Raw genomic sequence first — 19,123 nt, forward strand, 5'->3', positions numbered from 1 at the left:
AGATTACAGAAGTCCGTAGTCTTAAGTGCTTTTATTATGTCTGATCAAAACCCAACAAACCTAACTATTGGTCAATTATTCGAACAAAACCAAGGTAAGAACGCAACTCAGATTGCTGATAGTGAAGCGCGAGCGCGCAAAGCAGCGGCATCTTTGGGATTAGATTATAACAAGATGACCGAAACACCTGAGCAGATTGCATCGGTTGCGGATGAGGTCAATACACAAAAACAAGTAAACGAAGTCATTGCAAGCGATCCCGTACTTGGTAAATACGCCCTAAACCCAAATCAAGCGGCTGTGTCATTAGACGATTTTGGCTCATTAAAAAAGATCAGTGATAGTGTTTCATTGTTTGGCTCAAGCTATAACGATCCAAAACAAGCTGTTAGTTTTAGCGATATTCAAAACGCGATTACCAAAGGCGCATCACCTGAGCAACAAAAGCGATTACAAGAATTAGGTGTGTATCAGAAGCCCGAACGTGAAATCAAACCGAACGTTAACGCAGGTTTATTGTCTCAACTTAATGGGCCATTAGTTCCCCAAAGCTATGAGCAGATTGTAAAAACCACGCATGATAAAATTCTAAAAGAAAATGGGGCGTATGCGGCCGCAAGATTTAATCAGTACATGCAGAATCAAAAGTACTGGATTGATCAGACAACGTCAGCCGAACCGCTTAATCAGAACGATCAAGGCAACCGGTACGCAAATGCTGCATTTCGTGCTTTAGCAACAATTGGGCAAACAGAAGGCGCAGCACTGTATGCAGTTACGGGCAATGACAGTCTTTTAAACCTAGCTACGCGAGTAAAGAACAAAGCAGTTGCATCTCAAGAGATGGGCGATTTATTACAGCAAGCGCAATTGGCCGCACAATATAACGATGCGGGCGCATTAGGTGCTGCGCAGGAAATTATTAGGAACGGTAGTGCAAGCGTACTTGGCGAATTCCTTGTTGAACAAGCACCCCCAGCTTTATTAGGTTTTGCAGCAGGTGCGGGGGCGGGTAGCGTACTTTCTCAAACTTTGACACGTAGTACAGCGAAGTACGCTCCAATCCTTGTGAATATGGAAAGGGCAGCAGCTTTAACACGCGGTGCAGCATTCACAGGAAGTGCAATCGAAGGCGGTCTAGGATCTGGTGCTGCAGATATTGTTGCATCATATGGTCAGAACATGGCAGAAGCACGGGAAAAGTTTTTAACTCGCCAAGAACAAATCGATTATGCGTCAGCTAAAACGTGGGGTTCTGCAAAATATTCTGCGCTAGGCGGTCTATTGTTGCCTGTAGGCTTTGGGGGTCCGTTGCGCACAGTAGGCGGACAAGCTGTTATTCAGGGGGCAGCAGGCGTTTATTCTGTGCAAGGTGCAGCGGATGCAGTAGGAGAGAAGGCGGATCCTGTTGAAATGGCGCTTGAGGGCGTTTTAGGCATGGCAATGGCTGCGCCTGAAGTCGCCATGGTTTCAGCAGGTAAAGTTAAAAACCAACATACAGCGCAATTTGCATTGGACCAATTAAGACAAGAACAGCAAAACGAAGCGGTCAAATCGAGTACGTTTGCTGCAATTCTCAATACTTTGGTTGATCGTAACAAAGAAAGTAAAACAGCCCAGCGTGATGAAACTGCAAGCCAAGCGTTTTTAAAACAGGCCATTGAAGAACATGGTGCAGTCAATGAAGTATTTATTGATGGGCAGACTTTCAACCAATTATTGCGAGACCGTGATATAGCGCCTGAAGATCTGTTTGCACGTGCACCAAGCCTCCAAGATCAAATTGGAAATGCTCAAGAGTTTAACGGCTCGATTCAAATCCCCGTCGACGAGTTTGTATCAGCAATGTCTGTACTTGATGATTCAAGCGCATTTGTTGAAAACGTCCGCTCTAGTCCAGATATGCCGACCTATCGAGAATCACAAGAGAACTTGGCAAAAACGACTGAACAGATGCGCCAAGAATCTGATATTTACTTAGCTGAACAATCAAAATTTGAAGCAATTGAAGATTCACGGGAAGCGGTAGCAACTGAGATCCAAAGCCAGCTTGGTAAAGTCGGCACATTCAATGCTAAATACAATCGCGCAGCAGGCGAACTGGCATCTGCATTCTATTCAACATTAGGCGATAAAATTGGAGTACCAGCCAAAGAAGCTTTTGACCGTTACCCAATCCGTATCGTGGATTCTACTGAGGTGAAAGGAACTACATTTAATCAGATGGATATGCCGTCTAAAAAAGCTGAAAACAATAGCAAAGCGGCTTCGCCTGAGCAAAGTGCATATAACCAAAGCAAAGGCGGCACGCGCGGTTCTATTGTGTTCCCGAACGGCGATATTGGTTCTAATATTCTGTTAAGTAAAAATGCCGACTTCTCTACTTTTGTGCATGAGCTTGGACACCATTTCTTAGAAATGAATATGGACATAGCAATGCGTCCAGATGCGCCTTTGCAAGTTCGCCAAGACATGGAGACAGTATTGAAATGGGCAAAGGCCGATTTTAAAGATATTGGTGAATGGGATTTTTTCACTGACGCTGAAAAGACTGAAGTGCATGAAAAATTTGCAGAAACTTTCGAGCAGTATGTCTATACAGGTAAAGCACCAAGCGTAGATTTGAAACAAGTGTTCAATCGCTTTCGTCAGTTCATGATTGCTGTATATCGCAATGTAGAAAAATTCTTAGGTATTAACGATCGTGCCGAGTTGAATAGTGATATCACTGGCGTAATGGATCGTATGCTTGCAACCGAAAGTGCAATCCAAGAAGCACAAGCTGCATCCAATTTAGAAATGCTAATCCAGCAGGACGATGCAATGCGTTTGGGTATTAATCCAAAAGATTATGATGAAATGCGACAAGACCATGAGGTAGCCACAGAATTAGCGATCAATACGCTGGAGCAAAAAACACTTCAAAATTTATCCTGGTATCAAAAACAAAAAACTAAGTACATGCGCACGTTACAACGTGAAGCGAATAAAAAGCGTGAGTCAGTAAAACAAGAGATTGCAAAGGACGTAGCACAAGAACCGATTTATCAGGCCATGATGTTTTTACGTCAACCATTAGAAAAAGCAGAAAAGCGAGACTTAAATAACGTTCAACCTGAGCGCGACACTTTGTTTGAAGCTATCGCCAAATTAGGTGGTCTAGACTCAATTGAGATCGAATCAACTTGGGGCATCGATCAACCGGCTAAAATCAAATCAGGGATTGGTAATAAACCTGTAGCACGTTCAGATAAATCGAGAGTAAAGGGTCTTTCTATAGAAGAAATGTCAGAACGTTTGGCCGAGCTTGGTTATTTAGCCAAAGATGAAAACGGAAAATTTGATTCAAGAGAATTAGAGGATCGTTTTGCAGATGAACTAATTGGCAATAAACATTACTCAAACCAAGTTGAACCCGCATTGCTTGAATACGCGCAAGACATGGATATTTTGCAAGGATATGCAGAAGGCAAGGTAACCAAGGGTAAGTTGTCTTTAGACTGGATTGAGGCTAAATACGGCAAAGACAGCAAAGACAGTGAAGTATTCAAAACAATTTCTAAAGGTGCGTATGGATTAGCACAGCGTGGCGGTGAAAACCCCGATCTAGTTGCAGAAATGTTTGGGTTTGAAAGTGGGGATGCTTTAATCCGTGACTTAATAAATTCACCTACACCAAAACAGCGTATTGACCAACTTACTGATGAACGTATGGCTGTTCAATATTCTGAGTTCTACGATCCGCAGAGTATTACAGAAGCAGTTGAATCCGCTTTGCATAATGATATTCGCGCTCGGATGTTGTCCGCTGAAATGGCTGCATTAAATGGCTTGATGGGCCGTAAATCTGCTTTAAATGAGGCAGCTAAAACAGTAGCGAGTGATATGGTCCAGCGCCAAAAGATACGTGACATTCGACCCCATATGCGTGCGCAAGATGATGCGCGTTTGGGACGCATGGCAAACGATGCGTTTAGAAAAGGTGAAACAGTCGAAGCCGCACGTCACAAGCGCAATCAACTTGTTCAATTCTACGCAACCAAGTACAGCTATGATGCAAAAGACCAAGTGCAAAAAAGCCTAAACCTTGTGAAAAAGGTTTTTGGCAATAATGAGAAATTATCAAAAAACCGTGATTTTGACATGGTAACCGCTGCACGTGGGATTTTAGGTAAATATGGTTTGGGTCGTGATTCGTCTAACTATGAACAGCAACTTGATTTGATTAGAAAGTATGACCCAACAACTTATGCAGAGATCCAAAACATTGGCGCATTGCCTGAAAACCAAGATTATAAAAACCTTTCCTTAGAAGACTTTGGTGCGGTCATGGCAGCTGTAGAAACGCTATGGCATCGTTCAAAAGAAAACATGGTTTGGCACACAACCAATGAAGGCTTGGAACGTGAACAAGTTCGTCAAGAATTAATACAGCAATCAGGCGGCAAAAAAAGCATAGAGAAAATTCAACAAGATTTACTTGGTAAAAATAAAACAGCAGAGTTAAAAACAAAATTGATGGAGTTAGGCGCATCTGCTAAACGCGTGGATCAAGTTGTGACTTGGTTAGACGGCGGTGTAACAGGTAAATACCGTGAATATATTCTTAATCCTATGCAAGATGCGTTGGCTAAGTACCGTATAGACAAAGCCAAAATGTTGAACGATGTCGTTAAAACTTTTGAAGGCTTTGGAAAATTAGATAATTCTAAGATTGCTGCGCCTGAATTAAACAACTTTACGTTCGTTGGAAAGCAATCATTGCTACATGCGATCATGCATACAGGCAATATGAGTAACAAAGAACGTTTAGTACTTGGTTATGGGTGGGGGCAGCGGTTAGAGGATGGCTCAGTTGATTTCAGCGCGTGGGACCAATTCTTTAATCGAATGATTGTAGAAGGCACGATCACCAAAACTGATATGGACACGATTCAAAAGTTTTGGGATTTATTCGATAGTTATAAACAAAAAGCGCAAATCACACATAAAAAGATCAACGGCCGTTATTTTGATGAATTGCCAACAACACCTGTAAATACTCCGTTTGGAGAATACAAAGGCGGCTATGTACCTGCAACTTATGACCGTTTACGTTCAAATGAACAAGACAGAATGCAGGATAAAAACCTTGCAGAAAACAATTTGCAAGCTTTAGACATCGCAACCACAGGTGCTAATTTCACTAAGTCACGTGCGGATCGATATAGCGACATGTTGGAGTTGGATTTATCTAAATTACCATCTGCTTTAGACAAAGAACTTCGGTACATCCATCTTGAATTGCAAGTTCGCCAGGTAGGGCGGTTGCTGCTTAACAAAGATTTTAGAAATGAATTGGAACGTGTAATGCCGTTCGGTGTCAAACAAGTCTTTAATCCATGGTTAAAAGCGATCGCAAACCAAACTGTCGATGAAAGTTCGGGTATTAATATTCTTGATAATATCTATCGTGTTTTGCGTAGAAATACAGGCATTGCGATCATGGCCGCTAACCTAAAAAATGCTATTGAGCAATTCACTGGGTTTGCACAGATTTCAGTTGCAGTGCCAGTTAAACAGTTGGTGAAAGCACAAGGGCAATTCTTTAGCTCAGTAGCGAATCGTGAAAGCATGGCTAATCAGATCATGGAAATGTCTGATTTTATGAAAACGCGGTTTGATCGATCAGCAGATGAATACCGCTATGCAATTGACGATATGGTGTTTCAAAAGAATGCATATCAAACGGTGAAAGACTTCACCATGAAACATGCCTACATTCTTCAAACAACAATTCAAAAGCCTATGGAAGTTGTTTCTTGGCAAGCTGCTTTTAATCACTTCACTGAACAAGGCTTAAATCAATATGACGCTGTACATGCAGCTGACGGCGTAATTCGCCAATACATGAACGACATGTCACCTGAAGGGATTTCGAATCTTGAAAGGGGCACACCTGCAAAGCGTATGTTCCTCATGTTCTATAACTGGTTCAATATGGTTTGGAATACAGCAAATACAGAAATTAAGTTAGCACTTGAAGCAAGCAACGGTAATTGGGTTGAAGCATCGCCGCGTTTGGCTTATGTCGCTCTTATGATGATCTCAGTGCCTGCAATTTTATCAGAGCTGTTAGGCGTAGTCTTTGCAGGTGGTTTATCTGATGACGACGACGATGGCAGTAAATGGGATGATTTATCTGCGAAGATGGCTTTATCTCAAGTCAAAATGCTATCTGCTTTTGTTCCCTATGCAGGCAACGTAGTGAATGCAGCAATTAGTAATACCGATGGCAACGTGATGAATGACCGATATACAGCTTCACCAGTGTTTAGCATTGGTGAAAGCGGGCTTGCATTGATCCAACATGCTAAACGCGCCATGAGCGAAGATAAAGAAGTCAATCAAGGCAAGGCAGCAAAAGACATTTTGAACACTATGACCTTGGCTACTGGCATCCCGTTTGCTTCGCTTGGCAAACCTACTGGCTATTGGTTAGACATTTTTAGTGGCAAAAAAGATGAACCTGAAAGTACTTTAGATGCGGTACGTGGTTCGATTACTGGCAAGCATGCTCCAACAGATTAAGCTGTTGACAGGACAAGACTTGCGACCAACTATTTAAAAGCCACCTTACTTAAAATGGGCTGTAGAAATACGGCCTTTTTTTGGTGGGTTCATGACAGTCTCAACATCGACACGTTTAAGCGATTTATATGTCGGAAATAATGTAAATACAAACTTTTCCTTTACGTTTAGAGTTTTTAAACAGGAGGGGGAAGACGGCATATCTGTTCGTTTGAAAACAGAGAACGGTTTCACTACGCTAGATAAAGCCCTGTATAACGTAGTACTGAATACAGATAATTTAGGAGGACAAGTCGTATTTAAAGCACCTCCATCACAGATTGATTTTTTTTATATCGCGGGAACAACGCCAGCGGATCAGCAATTAGATATAACCAACTATGATAATTTCTACCCTGATGCGATTGAAATTGCTTTAGATAAACTAACAGCAATTTTGCAAGAATGGTCAACGCTACTTACTCAGGAAACTCAAGCACGTCAAATAAAAGATGATTTGTTAGAACAGTACATCAAAGATTATGTCGATTCAGTACTACAGATTAACAATCCAGAAGCTATAACATCCATACTCGCAGATATTGTAAAAACAAATGTTGGGGGCAACCCATACAATCAACAAGAATTTAATGAATTCCTTCTTGAGTTTGTTAACACCCGCTATCCTGATATCAATCAGTTTATTGAACAAGCTCAAGAGGCCTTTGATAGTTTTGTACTAACCAATCAAAATTTAATTAATGAGACTGTTGCTCAAGCTCAACAAGATGTTTCAATTGCTATTGCAGGGATCCAACCCACTGTAGATGCCGCAGTTGCAAATGCGGGCAATATGATTGGGGCTGCGAACAAAGCTGCACTAGATTTAATAACCGACAAACCTATCAACCAAAATGCCATGCTGGATAACGGAGATATTTATCGATGGAACGGCGCTATTTGGATTTCTACAGGTCTAAATTACTTTAATTACGTAAATGCGAATCCTTTGTTTAAACCAGTTACTTTAACTAACGCAAATAATCTAAATGATGTCCGTACCGAAGGTTTACATAAGCCAAATACAGGTGTCCCTTCATTAGCATTGAATTATCCGGTGACTGGGGTGGGCGAACTTCAGGTACGTAATCTTGGCGGCAATGTCTGTGTTCAGACATATTGGGTTTACGGAACGTTTGGGCAATGGATTAGAACTACAGATGGTTCTGGGAATTGGTTAGCATGGGAACAGATCGGAACAAAGTCATTGATTGATTCACTTATTAATGCTGCTAAAGCGCCTGTAAATCTCACAGGCAGCTCAAACATAGATCTTAACACACTAACTATTCAAGGTGTTTCAGTAGTCTATTCAACAGCAGATGTAAGTGTTTCGCACTTCCCGAAATCTGGAGTTCAAGCATTTGTTCTTAACTACACTCTGACAACGCATCAACAGCAGATCTTTTTAGTGCGCGGCACTAACGAGATGTACATCCGTACTTATTGGGGAAGTAATGGCTGGACCGCATGGAGTTTGATTGCTACTACTGATTATGTAAATACCGCTATCACCGATGCACTTAACGCTTTGAATTTAGCTAAATATGAAAATTTAATTTATTCAGACTCGTTAGATAAGTTATTGCGTGACCCTTTGCGTTCTTCTCGTATCAAGATGATTGCAGACTCAATAGGATGGGGCTTAGGTGCCTCAAATAACTCTGACCCAAATCCTCCAGATAACCCTCGAACTGGTTATTTAACTGATGCTAGAAATACTACTGATCCTATCTCTCCGACTTTCGCCAATCTGTTACGTAGATGGATTGCATGGGTGTATGGAAACAAGACAATTACTGAAGATCGTCCAGGGAGTGCATATACAAGTAAGCAGTTGGTTACTCATTGGCGTGAAATTTACAAGTCAGTAAAAATGACAACAAACCAAGCTGTTGTTTTGACAGATACGCAAAAACTGGCGGTTATTGATGTTCAGAATTCATTTGCAGTCAGCGGCACAAGTGTAAATCTATTAAGTACTACATTTGCAACTGCCTTTCGACCTCAACAGATGGAGTTTGATATCACAGGTGACAACATTACTGTGTTGTATCAGAAGCAGAATATCGGCGATGAAAATAATATTGTTGATATCTATGTTGATAATGTCAAAGTTGATAGTTTTAACTACTTTAATGCAACAAGCGACTACACAGCTGAAAAGTCTATTTCGTTCACGTATGGCAAGCACACAATCAAACTTGTGAATACGGCTACACATGCAAGTTCTTATGTTCGCCTAGGTGGATTCAAAGTAAATAAAAAAATATGGTTGATCAATGAGGGGATTATTGGTTTAAGTACTGCCACGCTTTTAAGTCGTAATATTCTGCAAGATACGATCAATCAATATGATGACGTGGTTTTATTCCAACTTGGGACCAATGATCGTCAAGAGATAGGTGGTGTAGAGGGGTATAAGAAACGGTTAAATGATTCACTTGATTTAATTCTTACATTAAATCCAAATGCAAAAATCATTTTAATGTCGTCTTCATATGCTCAGTTAGATGCACCATCTGCTCCGTATAAGTTTGATATGGGAGTGGTAGATAGAGTGATTGCTAGTGTTGCAAGAGAGCGTAACTTTATCTTTATTTCCAATTACAAAGGAACTGCTGAAAAAATGATTGAGGGTGCAAACCTTTGGTCTGATGGATTGCATTTCAATGATGCTGGGAATAAAGCTTTCTTTGACACAATGGTAGACAAGCTTTTTACATATGACTAAAAAAAATAAGCAAAGCATTAGCCCCTTCAGGGGGTTTTTTGCTGTCAACAGATTTCGATACTTAAACACCCCTAATCAATAGAATTAAACAAAATGATTAGGGCTATTTTATGTCTGAACAAGAAACCTACGGCATAAGAGTTGAAAAGAAAATCGACCAAGTTCAGGCAGAGCTTAAAGCTCTGTCAGAAAATCAAATTCGCCAATCTGAACAACTTACAACCATACTTACTCAAGGCAAAGATAACGCCCGTGAGATAGATCGCATTGATGAAAAAGTACGGCATTTAGAAAACAAGTCTAGTTCTTTAGATGGGGGCCTAAATGTCGTCCGCTGGATTAGTGGTGCTCTAACAGGCGCTCTGATAGGCATAGCGGGTTGGCTAGGTTCTTCAATCATAGATTTAAAACAAGAAACGTCAATTCATACGTCAAAGATTTTGAGATTAGATACGGATTCAAATTCAACCAATCAGCGAATATCTCAACTAGAGAGGGAACAAAAACATGAATAAAGAACAAACTAAAACGGCCATTGCGTTTGTTGCTCTTGCCATTGCGGCCCTTTCAATCATCGGATTATTTTTCGTCGATATTCCTGAGCGTAATCGCGATTTAGTAAACATCGTGCTCGGTGCAATCATAGGCTGGGGCACAACTGTTTTTGGTTTTTATTTTGGTAATTCAGATCGAAAGGAGAGTTCGGATGAGCATTGATCAATCTCAACAAATTGCGCAAGCTTATTCTTGGCTGCGAGCGATGTCAGGTGGAAAGCTTACTCAAGATCAAGTTATTGCAGGGGACGCGGTTATCGCATTGAATGGTTTACCTACTTTTGCAAATCTAATCGGATTCAAGTTGGATTCAACTATAACGGGTCAGCGTGATATTTCAGACAAGGGCTACCAAATTATTCGTGAATTTGAGGGTTTTAAAGCGAATGCCTACCTTGATACGGGCGGGGTTTGGACAATTGGATTTGGTACAATTAAATACCCAAACGGCGCACGAGTTAAAAAGGGCGATACTTGTTCTTTGGAGCAAGCGGAATTATGGCTTAAAAACGATTGTCTTTGGGTCGATGCTTGCCTTGATAAATACATCAAGATAAATATCAGTCAAAATCAGTTTGATGCACTTGCTAGTTTTGTTTATAACATCGGTGAAACAGCATTTGTCAAAAGCACTTTATTAAAAACTTTAAATACTGGAAACTTCGCGGGTGCCGCAAATCAGTTTGATAACTGGGTTTATGACAACGGGAAGTTAATTAAAGGTCTAGTAAATCGACGTGAGAAAGAGAAGGCCTTATTCTTAAAAAAGTAATGCATCTTTGCAAACGCTCATTATCATCGTTGATTCTGAGCGTTTTTGTTTTGTGTGTTTTACCTGGTTGTACGGCCCATTCTATAAAAACCAATGTGAGCATTTCCGTATGCTTGTAGTGTGTTCAACACTAACTGACACGCAATAATCCTTCCCATGTAAAAGGGTTGTTGCTCAGTTTATCTCGACTCATAGACCAAGTCCTGTTTGGCATAAAGCATGGTCCTATTCCAATTTTCTTTTTCCCGAACTTCTCTTGAATCCCTTCAAATGCTTTCATTAATTTTTCTTTTTCTTCAATCTCATTCATATCTGTTAATAGGTCATAAATGTGCGAAGACTTTGGCTCTAAACACGTAAGCATCACACCGCATTTTTTAAATTTGATACCCGGTTTAAATACATGCGTAATCATGATCGTTGCAGCTTTCACAAAATCAGTTACGCAATCGGTAGGTTGGGGGAATGCAAAAGAAACGGACTTATTATAAAAAGGGGTGTTTGCGTCAAAAGGATTCGATTGCGCAAACACTATTAAGCAACCACAAAGCGACTTATCATTTCGCAATCTCTTACATGCATCTTGAGCGTGCATAGCGATCGCTTCTTTTAGATCCTGAATTTCAGTGACTTTATGACCAAATGATCGGCTTGAGATTATTTGTTTTTTACTTGGTGGAGTATCTTCTATTTCAATGCAAGAAATTCCTTGAAGCTCGTTTACTGTACGTGCCATCACGATGCTGAACATTTTTTTCATTTGAATAGGGTTGCTACAAGCCAAGTCCAGAACAGTGTTGATCCCCATGGTTTGTAATTTTTTCGTGTGCTGTCGCCCTACGCCCCAAACTTCGCTGACATCGATCTTTGCGAGATAATCTTCTTTATTACACAGATCCATTCGGGCAAGGTCGCACACACCGTTAAATTGTTTGTTCTTTTTAGCGATGTGGTTTGCGATTTTAGCTTCAGTTTTACTGCGGCCAATGCCTACACAAACAGGTAACCCAAGCCACTGCCATAAAGTGTTTTTCATATCATGGCCGTATTGCACGAAGTCTATATAGTTAGAGAATGATGTTAAATTTAAGAACACTTCATCAATTGAGTATCTCTCAATTTCAGAATTGGCAACGAATCCAGATAAGATGTTATAAAAGCGCTTTGACATTTCTTCATACATAGCGTAGTTACTTGACATCACAACAACGTTATTGCGCTCAACCATATCTTTAATTTGAAAGAGTGGCACACCCATCTTAATACCCAAATCTTTCGACTCCTGCGAACGAGCGACAGCACAGCCATCATTGTTTGAGAGCACAATGACAGGGCGGTTGTTAAGTTTCGGATTGAACACGCGCTCACAACTGACATAGCAGTTATTCACGTCAACGAGTGCGAAAAATTGTTCTTTCATGGTTATCTTGAAAACGTTACACATTCAAGATAAATGTTAGAACTGTGCCTTTGTGAATTCAAATTTAAAAAACTGTGGATAAACAAAAGGGCGACTTATTATGTCGCCCATTTTGATGTGTTTGGTCGGAAATTATGCAGCATCCAACATTCTTGCAATTTCTGTTGCAGTAGGGTTGTAGTACGTGTTTACCAAAATAGATAAAGTCTCGTGTCCAGTAATCTTAGAAAGAATCTCGATAGGCAACTTATAGTTGTGCACGAACCTGGTGATCGCTTCATGTCTTGTATCATGGAATCGGATCTTTCCGACTAGGCCCGTTTTGGTTAGATTGCGTTGCCAGATCAAGCGGAACGAGTTTGCATTGTGTGGAATTAAACGACTGTCATCGAAAGGAGTATCAAGAACAGTCAATAATTCCTTAGCTCGTTTGGTAAGTGGCACATCACGTGATTTACCATTCTTTGTATCGACCAGGCGAATAAAATCCTCATAAACATTTTTCTTTTCAATACTTAAGATTTCGCCTTTACGCATCGCAGTTTCTAAAGCAAATAGAAATGCCCAAGCTACATAGTGCATTTGTTTGGTTGGCACTTTACCTTTCTGGTAGTCAAGACCAGCTATGATTTTTTCTATATCATCGTCGCTCACACGCTGATTCCGTGGCTGAGCTTCAGGCGGTCTATTTACTTCTTTGAAAGGGTTTTCTTTGGTTAAGAATAATTCTTTTCGTGCATAGTTAAATGCAGCACTGAATACAGCGAATTGTCTGCTAATGGTTGCAGGCTTCACTTCTTTCAATCTTTTATCACGCCATTCTTTTACGATCTGAGGGGATAAGTCGTGAATAGATAAATCGGCTGCTGGGCCCCATTGTTTCTTCAGCAATTTTAATTGTTGATCAATAAAGTTTTTACTTTTCTTATTTCTGCCTGATTCGTGGTAATACATGTCGAAAAGGGCGTAAAAGGAGAGATGAATTTTATCAGGCTCTTGGCTTTTATCACCGCCTGCTTGTAGTTCTAATAATTTTTTAGCGGCCCATTGTTCACATTCTTGAGCAGTATCTCTAGTTGCTGTGAATCGTTGACCATTGTGGCGTAAAGTAATACGCCAAGCGTTGCCGCGTTGTACGGGTTTTTGCATGAAAGAACACTCCAAATTTCATGGTGTCGCAACGTCACCAAAAACTTGAAAAGGGCAAATGACCCTAACTTTTCTGGTGTCGTTACGGAAATATAAAGCGTTTTTTAATGTGAAATACAGTAAAAATGATCCACTGTAGCTGACCCATCGACAATAAAAAACAAGCCGCACAGACCTATTAATCCGTGCAGCTTACTGATTTTTAACTAAAAAAATCTGGAGCGGGAAAGGAGACTCGAACTCCCGACCCCAACCTTGGCAAGGTTATGCTCTACCAACTGAGCTATTCCCGCAATAGGACGCATTATAGAGAGTTTCATTCAAGTGTCAACTCTTTATCATGCTAAGTGTTGAATTAATCAGCACGTCGCCAAATTGTACCTTGACGCGTATCTTCCAAAACGACACCTTGATCTAATAAAGACTGACGAATGCCATCTGCTTGAGCAAAGTCTTTGGCCTTTTTCGCATCAACACGCTGTTGGATAAAATTTTCAATTTCAGCATCAGAAAGAGTAAGTGCTTCTTGACCAATATCTGATTTGAGGAATTCATCAACATCATGCTGAACTAAACCAAGAATGTTGGTTAAGTGGCGTAGGGTAGAGTAAAGCACAGTGGCTTGCTCAGCCTGTTCATCTTTAACCGCACGATTCAGTTCTTTGTTGAGCTCAAAAAGGACCGCCATGGCTTCAGCAGTATTAAAGTCATCACACATGGCATTGTTAAAACGTTCAACAAAGCTGTGTTCTAAGTTCTCAACAGTTATTTGGCCATAGACCTGTTGATAGGCTTTAAACGAATGATAAAAGCGGCTGAGGGCAGTTTTCGCTTCTTTTAAGGCGACATCAGAGAAGTTTACTGGACTACGATAATGTGATGACACAATGAAGTAGCGAATCACTTCTGGATGGAATTTTTCCATGACGTCGCGAATGGTAAAGAAGTTACCTAAAGACTTAGACATTTTCTCGCCATCAACATTGATGAAACCGACATGCATCCAATAGTTTACATATTGTTCACCCGTTGATGCTTCACTTTGCGCGATTTCATTTTCATGGTGCGGGAACATGAGGTCTGAACCACCACCATGAATATCAAAGTGATTGCCTAAGCAGCAAGTCGACATTGCAGAACATTCAATATGCCAACCTGGACGGCCATTGCCCCATGGTGATGCCCAAGCAGGTTCATTTTCCTTGGCATGTTTCCAAAGAACAAAATCAAATGGGTGTTTCTTTTCAACTTCAACATCAACGCGTTCCGAAGCACCAGCTTGCATGTCATCCAATTTACGGCCAGATAGACGACCGTATTTATTGAATTTGGTCACTTCAAAATAGACATCACCATTCGCAGCAGGGTAAGCAGCACCTTTATCCACTAAGGTATTGATCATGCTTTGCATCTGATCGATATACTCAGTTGCCTTTGGTGCCTCATCTGGTGCAGCACAGCCCAAGTTAGCTGCATCTTCATTCATCGCATCGATAAAACGTGCAGTGAGTTGCTGAATGCTTTCACCATTTTCATTAGCACGCGCAATAATTTTGTCATCAATGTCAGTGATGTTGCGGATATAGCGAACTTTCCAGCCTTGGCTACGTAAGAAGCGAATGATGTAATCAAATGCAACCATAACTCGAGCGTGTCCGATATGACAGTAGTCATAGACTGTCATACCACAGACATACATATCGATTTGACCTTCTTTGCGTGGGACAAATTCAACTTTTTTACGTTGCTCAGAATTATATAGAACAAAAGGTTGCATAAGGGTTTTCAAACACTCTACAAAAATCGTTATTCATCATAACGTATGCACCATATTTCATAAAGTTATCAGGAGAAAAAAGATGGTTTTGGTTCGCAATTTTTTTCTTTATTCAAAACTGAATTTACTGGTCGCTCGAAGCAGGGTCTTTTTGGCAAAGTAATAATAAATCACCGCTGTTGCTAAAATATCGACCAGCCAAGATATATCTATACCACTTAATGCTGTGGCGATTGCACCCGTAAAAAATTTACTGTGAATAACGGGAAGTTGTAGCAAAACACCCATCACATAGTAGCCAATATCAATACTATTCCAGCGGCCATATTTTCCGTTCGGATCATATAATACGGCTATATCGCACTCTTCTTTAGAAATAAAATAGTAATCGGCTAAATTAATTGCACTCCATGGGATAAAGAAGGTGAGCAAGAACAGGAAAAATGCTTTAAAGGTGTTTAAGAAGGTAGGTTCTGTGTCCGTGATTAAGCCGTAAGCCTATACGCATGAGAATGGCGAAAATTTTGTATTTAACACGCTTGCTATACGCTATAACACCCCGAAAAGCCCTTCATTTTTCATGAAAACTTATACATTTAGAAACGTGTATGGTGTGCAAATATGCTAGAATCTCCACCATTCTTTTGATTAAAATCATCTACCATCAGGTGGATAGAGTATTATTTTGAGTCAAACTCATATGTCACAAGCCATAGATTTCCAGAAAAGCGCATTAGAAACATTGCGTGTCGAACAACAAGCAATCGAAGTCCTTGCTGCACAAATTGATGAACGTTTTGATGCTGCATGTGAAATACTTTTGCAATGCAAAGGGCGTGTTGTGATTACGGGTATGGGTAAATCTGGTCATATTGGCCGTAAAATGGCAGCGACCTTTGCATCGACAGGCACACCCTCGTTCTTTATGCATCCCGGTGAAGCTGGGCATGGTGATTTGGGTATGCTGGTACGTGGTGATGTACTGATTGCGATTTCTAACTCGGGGAAGAGTGATGAAATCATGATGTTGATGCCATTAATCAAACATTTAGAAGTGCCGCTAATCACCATCAGCCGTGATGAGAAAGGACCAATGCCACAAAATGCAGATGTTGCCCTGACCCTAGGTGAGGCAGATGAAGCGTGTCCTCTCGGTTTGGCACCCACCTCAAGTACGACTGCGACTTTAGTTTTGGGTGATGCCCTTGCTGTTGCATTGTTGGAAGCGCGTGGATTTACCGCTGATGATTTTGCACGCTCACACCCAGCGGGAGCATTAGGCAAACGTTTGCTTTTGCATGTAAAACATTTGATGCATACAGGTGATGAACTGCCTAAAGTTCGACCTGATACGCCAATGAACAAAGTGCTATATGAAATTTCGGATAAGCGCTTAGGTTTAACCACCATTGTTGATGACAATGACACATTGTTGGGTATTTTTACAGACGGCGATTTGCGTCGAATGATTGATCAGCAACAAGGTTTTGACGTCAATCTACCTGTTTCTGAAGTCATGACCAAAAGCCCTTTAACGATTTCTCAGGAAGCTCGTGCGGTCAAAGCGTTGGAAAAAATGCATGAGAAAAAAGTAAATCAATTTGTCGTTGTTGATGATACCAATAAAGTGATTGGTGTGATTAGTATGCATGACCTTATTCAGGCAGGAGTAAATTAAGCCATGGCATCTTATGCTTTACAAGAACAAGCACGTCATTTACAAGCACTCGTGCTTGATGTGGATGGAATCTTAAGCGATGGCTTTGTTACTTTAACCAATTCAGGTGATGAGCTTAAATCATTTGATATCCGTGATGGCTTAGGAATGAAACTGGTCCAAAAAGCTGGTATGAAAGTGATTATCATCACAGGGCGTAAAAGTCAGATTGTTGAAAAACGCATGTCTGATCTTGGTGTTGATCTGGTCTTTCAAGGGCGTGAGGACAAAGGCGTTGCGTTACGTGAAGCTTGTGCTCAATTGGGATTATTGCCTGAAGAATGTATTTATATGGGCGATGACTGGCCTGATTTATCTGCATTTGCTATCGCGGGTATGAAAGTAACTGTGCCAAATGGACATGAAGAAGTACGCCGTCGTGCTAACTTGGTGACTCAAGCAATGGGTGGCCGCGGTGCAGTTCGTGAGGTATGCGATATGTTGTTGATGGCAAAAGGTGTTTACCAAGAACTGCTTGAAAAATATCTTGCGGTACCACATTAATATAGTGTTGATTTGCTCAAAGGTTAGGTAACCCTGTTTATGGATACCAAAATTTTATATGTTGTTGCTGTTGCCGTCGCTGCTGTCAGTGGTGGGTATTATTATTACAGTGGCAAAGCAAAAAAGCTGGATGTTGATTCTGCAAAGAATATGACTTATTCAGCACAGGGTGTTCATTTAACCCAAACGGATGAGCAGGGTAATTTGTATATCCGAGCTGAAGTCAAACAGTTGCAGCAAAATATGCAATTGAAAACGTCTACGCTTGATCAACTGAATGCAGTGATGTACAAACAGGGCAAACCAGACGCAACGTTTTATGCAAAAAAAGCCAATGGCTATGATGACAACAGTAAAGTCATACTCATTGGTAATGTTGTTGCGACAAAGTTGTCCGATCAGGGAAACAAAATGGAGTTTCATACGGATGAACTCACAGGTTACCCAAAAACTAGAGAACTTGAGACGCAACATCCAGTCACGGTTCAATCACCGTCAGCTGAGTTTGTGAGTCAAGGTCTCAAAGCTAATTTAAATAATGGTCAATATGAATTTTATAAAATTCGAGGAAAGTATGCGCCAAGTTCTTAATTCTAAATCTCGTTCTACTTTCCTGAAACAAGTCACTTGTGTTGCCGTTGTTGCGCTTTCTTCTGCGGCAAGCTTTGCATTGCCATCAGACCGTAATCAACAGCTTTCTTTGGTCGCCGATCGTGCAACATATAACGATAAAAGTGGCGTGACCACTTATACGGGCAATGTTGTGATCGAACAAGGTACGATGAAGCTTCAAGCTGACTCAATTGTGGCAAATTTAAATAGCAAAAAAGAGATTCAAATTATTACCGCGAAAGGTCAGCCTGCGAAGTTTCAGCAGCAAATGGATGCGAATAAGGGTTTAGCGCGTGGCGAAGCACAGACCATCGTTTATAACGCTGATACAGGTATTCTTACTCTAACGGGTAAGGCTTATCTGTTGCAGGATGGCTCAAGTATTCGTGGTAATAGCTTAAAATACAGTATGAACAAAGGTGATGTTGAAGCACAAGGTTCTTCAAGCAATCGTGTGCAAATTATTATTCCACCTTCAAGTTCAAAAAGTTTTCCAGGGGCGCGTGATTAATGGAACAATCGGTGCAGCAACCGCAAACGCTTTGTATTAAGCACTTAGCTAAAAACTATAGTAAACGTTGGGTGGTAAAAGATGTGTCTTTTACCATGCAAAGTGGGCAGATTGTGGGTTTGCTTGGACCGAATGGTGCTGGTAAAACTACGAGCTTCTACATGGTCGTTGGTCTTGTTCGTATGGACAAAGGCGAGATTCATTTAGATAACCTTGACTTGTCCGACCTCGCGATGCATGAACGTGCGCGCAAGGGCATTGGTTATTTGCCGCAAGAAGCTTCTATCTTTAGAAAGTTGACGATTGCTGAAAATATTATGGCAATTTTAGAAACGCGTAAAGATTTGAATAAGCAACAACGCCAACAACGTCTGAATGAACTGTTAAGTGATTTTAAAATCAATCATATTAAAGATTCATTGGGAATGAGCGTGTCAGGTGGTGAACGACGTCGTGCGGAAATTGCACGTGCACTGGCTGCCGATCCAAAGTTCATGCTGTTGGATGAACCTTTTGCTGGTGTTGATCCAATCTCTGTGGGTGATATCAAAGATATTATCCAGACGCTTAAAGATCGTGGGATTGGTGTGCTGATTACCGATCATAACGTGCGTGAAACTTTAGCGATTTGTGAGAAAGCTTATATTGTGAGTGAGGGTTCTGTGATTGCAGAGGGGACACCACAAGAAATTTTAGATAATGAGCAAGTGCGTAAAGTGTATTTAGGTGACGACTTCGTCGTTTAAATCAACCGATTGTCACT

The 19,123-nt window shown here is 40.8% G+C and carries 13 protein-coding genes, 1 tRNA gene and 1 pseudogene; 10 read left to right on the top strand and 5 right to left on the bottom strand.

Annotated features, from left to right (window positions below; genetic code table 11):
* The first annotated feature begins 36 nt into the window (after positions 1 to 36).
* The 5 genes from F909_RS17790 to F909_RS17770 all read left to right on the top strand — a co-directional run bounded on the left by F909_RS17790 (position 37) and on the right by F909_RS17770 (position 10,670).
* The gene (locus F909_RS17790; protein ID WP_005145550.1) at positions 37 to 6,570 is read left to right on the top strand and encodes a hypothetical protein; all 6,534 of its coding nucleotides are present in this window, start codon (positions 37 to 39) and stop codon (positions 6,568 to 6,570) included.
* A 91-nt stretch (positions 6,571 to 6,661) separates the two neighbouring features.
* Entirely contained in the window at positions 6,662 to 9,343 is a 2,682-nt protein-coding gene (locus F909_RS17785; RefSeq protein WP_005145557.1) for a GDSL-type esterase/lipase family protein, read from the top strand.
* A gap of 110 nt (positions 9,344 to 9,453) precedes the next feature.
* Positions 9,454 to 9,858: a hypothetical protein gene (locus F909_RS17780; RefSeq protein WP_005145558.1), complete on the top strand. Its 405-nt coding sequence runs from the start codon at positions 9,454 to 9,456 to the stop codon at positions 9,856 to 9,858.
* Positions 9,851 to 10,060 (top strand): hypothetical protein, encoded by a 210-nt coding sequence (locus F909_RS17775; RefSeq protein WP_005145559.1) that lies wholly within the window; start codon positions 9,851 to 9,853, stop codon positions 10,058 to 10,060. The genes F909_RS17780 and F909_RS17775 overlap by 8 nt, the downstream gene beginning before the upstream one ends.
* A complete protein-coding gene (locus tag F909_RS17770; protein WP_005145560.1) occupies positions 10,050 to 10,670 on the top strand; it encodes a lysozyme in 621 nt (206 codons plus the stop codon). The genes F909_RS17775 and F909_RS17770 overlap by 11 nt, the downstream gene beginning before the upstream one ends.
* 130 nt (positions 10,671 to 10,800) lie before the next feature.
* On the opposite strand, the gene F909_RS17765 is transcribed toward F909_RS17770, so the two are convergent.
* From F909_RS17765 to F909_RS0120105, 5 genes and pseudogenes are all read right to left on the bottom strand, one after another.
* A complete protein-coding gene (locus F909_RS17765) occupies positions 10,801 to 12,090 on the bottom strand; it encodes a Y-family DNA polymerase (protein ID WP_005145561.1) in 1,290 nt (429 codons plus the stop codon).
* Positions 12,091 to 12,222: 132 nt separating this feature from the next.
* Complete coding sequence (locus F909_RS17760) at positions 12,223 to 13,239, bottom strand: tyrosine-type recombinase/integrase (protein WP_005145562.1); 1,017 nt, start codon at positions 13,237 to 13,239, stop codon at positions 12,223 to 12,225.
* Positions 13,240 to 13,456: 217 nt separating this feature from the next.
* A tRNA-Gly gene (locus F909_RS17755) sits at positions 13,457 to 13,532 on the bottom strand.
* A 62-nt stretch (positions 13,533 to 13,594) separates the two neighbouring features.
* Complete coding sequence (cysS, locus tag F909_RS17750; protein ID WP_005145572.1) at positions 13,595 to 15,016, bottom strand: cysteine--tRNA ligase; 1,422 nt, start codon at positions 15,014 to 15,016, stop codon at positions 13,595 to 13,597.
* Between the two features lie 108 nt (positions 15,017 to 15,124).
* Positions 15,125 to 15,490 (bottom strand): annotated as a pseudogene (locus tag F909_RS0120105) (cytosine permease); the annotation flags it as partial.
* Positions 15,491 to 15,716: 226 nt separating this feature from the next.
* On the opposite strand from F909_RS0120105, the gene F909_RS17745 reads away from it, so the two are divergent.
* From F909_RS17745 to lptB, 5 genes are read left to right on the top strand one after another with little or no spacing between them, the layout of a single operon-like run.
* On the top strand, positions 15,717 to 16,694 hold the full coding sequence (locus F909_RS17745; RefSeq protein ID WP_005145577.1) for a KpsF/GutQ family sugar-phosphate isomerase: 978 nt from the start codon (positions 15,717 to 15,719) through the stop codon (positions 16,692 to 16,694).
* A gap of 3 nt (positions 16,695 to 16,697) precedes the next feature.
* A complete protein-coding gene (locus tag F909_RS17740; protein ID WP_005145578.1) occupies positions 16,698 to 17,237 on the top strand; it encodes a KdsC family phosphatase in 540 nt (179 codons plus the stop codon).
* Between the two features lie 39 nt (positions 17,238 to 17,276).
* Positions 17,277 to 17,828 carry an LPS export ABC transporter periplasmic protein LptC gene (lptC, locus tag F909_RS17735; protein WP_005145579.1) on the top strand — a complete coding sequence of 184 codons (552 nt, stop codon included), beginning with the start codon at positions 17,277 to 17,279 and terminating at the stop codon, positions 17,826 to 17,828.
* Complete coding sequence (gene lptA / locus F909_RS17730) at positions 17,812 to 18,360, top strand: lipopolysaccharide transport periplasmic protein LptA (protein ID WP_005145580.1); 549 nt, start codon at positions 17,812 to 17,814, stop codon at positions 18,358 to 18,360. The genes lptC and lptA overlap by 17 nt, the downstream gene beginning before the upstream one ends.
* The gene (gene lptB / locus F909_RS17725; RefSeq protein WP_004652734.1) at positions 18,360 to 19,106 is read left to right on the top strand and encodes an LPS export ABC transporter ATP-binding protein; all 747 of its coding nucleotides are present in this window, start codon (positions 18,360 to 18,362) and stop codon (positions 19,104 to 19,106) included. Before lptA ends, lptB begins: the two co-directional genes overlap by 1 nt.
* The last annotated feature ends 17 nt before the right edge of the window (positions 19,107 to 19,123 follow it).

Origin of the sequence: Acinetobacter sp. ANC 3929 (genome assembly GCF_000369405.1) — a bacterium.
GTDB lineage: Bacteria > Pseudomonadota > Gammaproteobacteria > Pseudomonadales > Moraxellaceae > Acinetobacter.

Excerpts from the sequence above, each read along its gene's own strand:
- F909_RS17790 (WP_005145550.1), top strand. The coding sequence starts at position 37 with ATGTCTGATCAAAACCCAACAAACCTAACTATTGGTCAATTATTCGAA.
- F909_RS17785 (WP_005145557.1), top strand. The coding sequence starts at position 6,662 with ATGACAGTCTCAACATCGACACGTTTAAGCGATTTATATGTCGGAAAT.
- F909_RS17780 (WP_005145558.1), top strand. The coding sequence starts at position 9,454 with ATGTCTGAACAAGAAACCTACGGCATAAGAGTTGAAAAGAAAATCGAC.
- F909_RS17775 (WP_005145559.1), top strand. The coding sequence starts at position 9,851 with ATGAATAAAGAACAAACTAAAACGGCCATTGCGTTTGTTGCTCTTGCC.
- F909_RS17770 (WP_005145560.1), top strand. The coding sequence starts at position 10,050 with ATGAGCATTGATCAATCTCAACAAATTGCGCAAGCTTATTCTTGGCTG.
- F909_RS17765 (WP_005145561.1), bottom strand. The coding sequence starts at position 12,090 with ATGAAAGAACAATTTTTCGCACTCGTTGACGTGAATAACTGCTATGTC.
- F909_RS17760 (WP_005145562.1), bottom strand. The coding sequence starts at position 13,239 with ATGCAAAAACCCGTACAACGCGGCAACGCTTGGCGTATTACTTTACGC.
- cysS (WP_005145572.1), bottom strand. The coding sequence starts at position 15,016 with ATGCAACCTTTTGTTCTATATAATTCTGAGCAACGTAAAAAAGTTGAA.
- F909_RS17745 (WP_005145577.1), top strand. The coding sequence starts at position 15,717 with ATGTCACAAGCCATAGATTTCCAGAAAAGCGCATTAGAAACATTGCGT.
- F909_RS17740 (WP_005145578.1), top strand. The coding sequence starts at position 16,698 with ATGGCATCTTATGCTTTACAAGAACAAGCACGTCATTTACAAGCACTC.
- lptC (WP_005145579.1), top strand. The coding sequence starts at position 17,277 with ATGGATACCAAAATTTTATATGTTGTTGCTGTTGCCGTCGCTGCTGTC.
- lptA (WP_005145580.1), top strand. The coding sequence starts at position 17,812 with ATGCGCCAAGTTCTTAATTCTAAATCTCGTTCTACTTTCCTGAAACAA.
- lptB (WP_004652734.1), top strand. The coding sequence starts at position 18,360 with ATGGAACAATCGGTGCAGCAACCGCAAACGCTTTGTATTAAGCACTTA.